The organism is Fructobacillus tropaeoli (genome assembly GCF_001047135.2).
GTDB lineage: Bacteria > Bacillota > Bacilli > Lactobacillales > Lactobacillaceae > Fructobacillus > Fructobacillus tropaeoli.
The window spans coordinates 1-5254 of sequence record NZ_DF968096.1; the positions used below are offsets into that span (position 1 = coordinate 1).

General features: G+C 37.4%; 1 protein-coding gene. It reads left to right on the forward strand.

Features of this window, described 5'->3' with window-relative positions; translation table 11 throughout:
- Positions 1-236: 236 nt before the first annotated feature.
- Positions 237-5254 (forward strand): glycoside hydrolase family 70 protein (locus AOQ32_RS07800; RefSeq protein ID WP_059394329.1); only part of this gene is annotated, 5018 nt, incomplete at its 3' end.

Below are 5254 nucleotides of genomic sequence, written 5' to 3' on the forward strand. Positions count from 1 at the left end.
TATATATAAAACTTATATAAGATATAGATATCTTTATTTTTTAATTATTTTTATTAAAAAATAAAATATTTATACTTTTTTATTTACTGAATTTATTATTCTATATTTGGATGATTTTCTAATTAAATTTAATTTTTTATAATTTAAAAGGCTAATAAGGTTGATGAGCATTTAATTTTCAGTTAAACTTATGGGGTATTTATTTGTATGATGAAATTGAGACGGAGTAAGTATTCATGAGAAAGAAATTGTATAAGTCAGGGAAAATGTGGGTTGCCGCTTCAGTTGCCATCTCCTTTTCCGCGTTATCTATTAGCGTGGGGAATAATGGTGCTAAAGCAGATGATTCACAACAATCATCAACTCAGATTCAGTCAACGCAAGTAACAACTGCGTTGCCAGCTGGTGGACAATATTCAACTACAAATGGTGGGCAAAGCTGGAATTATTTAGTCAATGGTGTTGCAATTAAAGGGATGTACCAAGATGGCCAAGGTCAGCTGCGCTATTTTAATTTCATTGATGGTACTCAAGTTAAAGGTGAATTTTTAAGTATTAATGGTACTTATTATTATTTTGATCAAAATAGTGGCGAGGGACATTTGGTTCCAACTCAAAGTAACGGCCATTATACGGAAATTGGCAATACTGGTGCTTGGGGCTATCAGAATAGTAATGGGGAACTTGTTAAGGGAATTCAAAATATCGATGGTCAACTTAGGTATTTTGATGAGAATACTGGTAACCAAGTTAAAGGTGGCTCGGCTACTATTGGTAATAAGAGTTATTATTTTGAACCAAGTCAAGGAACACTTACAACAACAATTGATCAAGTATCCGATGCTCAAAATGCTAATATTCGAGGATTGGCAACCGTTAATGGTCAGTTAAATTACTTTGATCCTACAACTGGTGAACAAGCTAAGCATAAGCAAGTGGCTACAAATGGTGCAACGTATTATTTCAATGATAGTGGTGTTGGAACATATTTGTTCACCAATGTACAAAATACACCGGCTAATGATGTTTCACAACACAATGCTGTAAATAGTACTGATACTAAGGATTATACGAATACTGTTGATGGCTTCTTAACGGCTGATACTTGGTATCGACCAAAGTATATTTTGGATAATGGTGAAAATTGGCGCGCTTCAAACGAAGGGGAGTATCGCCCTTTCATTATGAATTGGTGGCCTAATAAAAACGTTGAAGTTAATTATCTGAAATTAATGCAAAATAATAATTTGCTATCAAGTACGGTTCAATATGATCTTTTCACAGATCAGGCTATTTTGAATCAAGCCGCTTATCAGGCTCAAATTGCAATTGAAAAGCGAATTAAGTCAGAGGGTAGCACAGATTGGTTAAATACGCTGTTATTTGGTGGTGATGATAGCCATCCTTCATTTGTTAAGCAACAATTTATTTGGAATTCTGATTCTGAATCTCCATGGCAGGGTGACGCTTGGTTCCAGGGTGGGTATTTGAAATACGGGAATAGTGTTATGACGCCTACAAGTAATTCAAATTACCGCCAGGCAGGAAATGCTTTTGATTTCTTGTTAGCTAATGATGTTGATAATCAAAATCCAATTGTGCAGGCTGAGGATTTGAATTGGCTATATTATTTGATGAATTTTGGTTCTATTACGACTAATGGTTTAGATAATGATTCCAATTTTGATAGTATTCGATTAGATGCTGTTGATTTTATTCATAATGACGCTATTCAAAGAACATACGATTATTTGAGACAGGCATTCAATTTAACGAAAAATGAAGCTACTGCAAATCAACATTTATCATTAGTGGAAGCAGGGGTTGATGCTGGAACAACCACTTATAATAGCGATGGCTTAATTGAATCAAATATTCGTCCGTTAGCAACTGATTCTTTAACTAACGCTCCAGGTAAAAATGCATCACTGTCAAACTTAATAAAGGATGTCGATAGTGGTGAAGTGATTGCGGATCATGCTAATTTTTCTACTGATGATGGTATTCCAAATTATTCTATTATTCATGCACATGATAAAGGAATTCAGGAAAACGTTGGTGCAGCGATTACTGCTGCAACAGGGGCTGATTGGACTAATTTTACTACCGAACAATTAGAACAAGGCCTTGATTTATATTATCAAGATCAACGGTCAACCAACAAAAAGTATAATATTTATAATTTACCAAGTATATATGCTTTAATGCTGACAAATAAGGGTACTGTTCCAAGAGTATATTATGGAGATATGTATCAAGATAATGGTCAGTATATGCAACAAAAAAGCCTATATTATGATGCCATTAGTTCACTAATGACTGCTAGAAAGCAATACGTCGCTGGTGGTCAAACAATGAGCGTTGATGAAAATGGGTTATTAAAGAGTGTACGTTTTGGAAAAAACGCAATGACTGCTCAAGATACAGGTGATGCTGAAACAAGAACAGAAGGTGTTGGTGTCATTATTGGTAATGATCCATCAGTGAAGGTTGCGGATGGTCAAACAGTTACCTTGGATATGGGTGCTGCTCATAAAAACCAAGCTTATCGTCCATTAATCTTGACGACAAGCGATGGCATTCAAACTTACGATAGTGATGAAAATGCACCAGTTGTATATACAGATGACAATGGAATCTTGACTTTTTCAAATCAAGATATTAATGGTCAAGCTAACACAAAAATTGTTGGAACTTTGAATCCACAGGTTTCGGGTTACCTTGCTGTTTGGGTTCCGGTTGGTGCCAGTGCTGATCAAGATGCTAGAACAGCACCATCTACTCAAAGTACTAATGATGGGAAAGTATTGCATACGGGAGCTGCGTTGGATTCAAACCTTATTTTTGAGGGATTTTCTAATTTCCAACCAATGCCAACTACACATGATGAGATGACAAATGTTGTGATTAGTCAAAATGCTAGTCAATTCGCTAAATGGGGTATTACTAGTTTTGAAATGGCACCGCAGTATCGCTCATCAGAGGATCATAGTTTCTTAGATTCAACAATTGATAATGGATATGCTTTTTCAGATCGCTATGATTTGGGATTTGGAACGCCTACTAAATATGGTACTGATGAAGATTTAAGGAACGCAATCAAGGCTCTTCATCAAAATGGCATGCAGGTGATGGCTGATGTCGTAATGAATCAGTTATATTCCTTAAACGGAAAGGAAGTTGTTTCAGCTAGTCGTGCGGGTGTTTACGGAAATGATGTAGATTTGCCTTTTGGAACACAGCTATACGTGGTCAATACTACCGGTGGTGGTGAGTATCAGAAGAAATATGGTGGTGCTTTCTTAAACATTATTAAAGAAAAATATCCAACTTTATTTGATTCAGAGTCTTACGATTATTATTTGAAAAATTATTCTGATAATGGCCACGGACCAGCATATATGACAACAGCTACAGCAACTCGAGAGGCGATTCCATCTGATCAGCCGCTTAAAGAATGGTCGGCTAAATATATGAATGGTACGAACATTTTAGGACTTGGTATGGGATATGTTCTTAAAGATTGGAATAATGGTGCCTATTTCAAATTATCAGGAACTGATACAACGCTTCCACAATCATTGGTTGCCTTGACTGGGTGGAATCAAAACGATGATGGCACTTGGTCATATTACAGCACTGACACTGATGATCGAGTAACAGGGAAACAAGTGATTGATGGAAGAACCCTACTTTTCGATAATCAAGGAAACCAGATTAAGGGTGGTTGGGGTGAAAACCCTGATGGTACATGGTCGTATTACAATGCTGACACTGGTGATCGAGTAATAGGTGAGCAAGTAATTGATGGAAGAACTCTATTTTTTGATAATCAGGGAGTTCAAGTTAAAGGCGGTTGGGGTGAAAACTATGATGGTACATGGTCATATTACAACGCTGATACCGGTGATCGAGTAACGGGAAAGCAAGTAATTGATGGAAGAACATTATTGTTTGATAATCGGGGAGTTCAAGTGAAAGGCGGTTGGGGTGAAAACTCTGATGGTACATGGTCATATTACAACGCTGACACCGGTGACCGAGTAACAGGCAATCAATTGATTGGGGGAAGAAATTTACTTTTCGATAATCAAGGAAATCAAATCAAGGGCGGTTGGGATGAAAACCCTGATGGAACTTGGTCATATTACAATGCCGATACTGGTGATCGAGTAACCGGGGTGCAAGTGATTGATGGAAAGCAGTTGCTATTCGATAGTAATGGTATTCAGGTTAAAAATTCATGGCAGAAAAATGCCAATGGAACTTGGTCATATTATGATGCTAATGACGGACATTTAGTCCCTGCAAATAGCTCAAATGATGGAACTTCATCATCTACTCAAGATAGTGGGAATAAGAGCAATCAAAATCCTTCAAGTAGTAGCAATGCTGTAAATAAGACTACTGGTTGGATTAAGAATAGTGATGGAACCTGGTCTTATCTATCTGCAAAAAGTGGTCAAAAGGTCACTGGAAGTCAAACTATCGATGGCAAGCAATTGTTGTTTGATGACCATGGCGTCCAAATTAAAGGTGGCTGGGGTAAAAATGCTGATGGTACATGGTCATATTATGATGCGAACTCAGGGGAACTGACTTCAACTAGTGATATGAGTAATGTAAATCCACAGCAAACAACAACTACTACGAATGAACAGAGTACAACCAATCAGCCAACAGATATCACAAAAAATAGTGATGGTGTTTATGTATATAAGAATGATTCCAATAAGAAGGCGCAAGGCTACTTGAATGATGGATCATCATGGAAGTGGTTTAATGATGGTCAACTTTACACCGGTTTCCAAAATTACATGGGTGCTTACTATTACTTTATTAATGGTATTCGTCAACAAAACCAGTGGGAAAATATCTGGGGATTGAAGTATTATGTTGGTGATGATGGTCGAACAGTTGAAGGAATTCATGCTATCGACGGTCATGCTTATGACTTTGGTACCGATGGGACTTTCAATGTGAAGGGATCGGCTAGTGGCTACTTGAATGATGGCAAGAGCTGGATGTGGTACGAAGGTGGTAACCCATATACTGGTTTCCGCTACTACATGGATACTTACTATTGGTTCGAAAATGGTGTGCGTCAAGATAATGCTTGGCATCAAGCTTGGGGTCTGACATACTACACAGGTGCAGACGGTCGAGCAGTTCAGGGTGTTCAAAACATCAATGGTAAGCTTTACTACTTCGGTAATGACGGCACCTTCTTTATGCGGACAAACCAAGAAGTAAA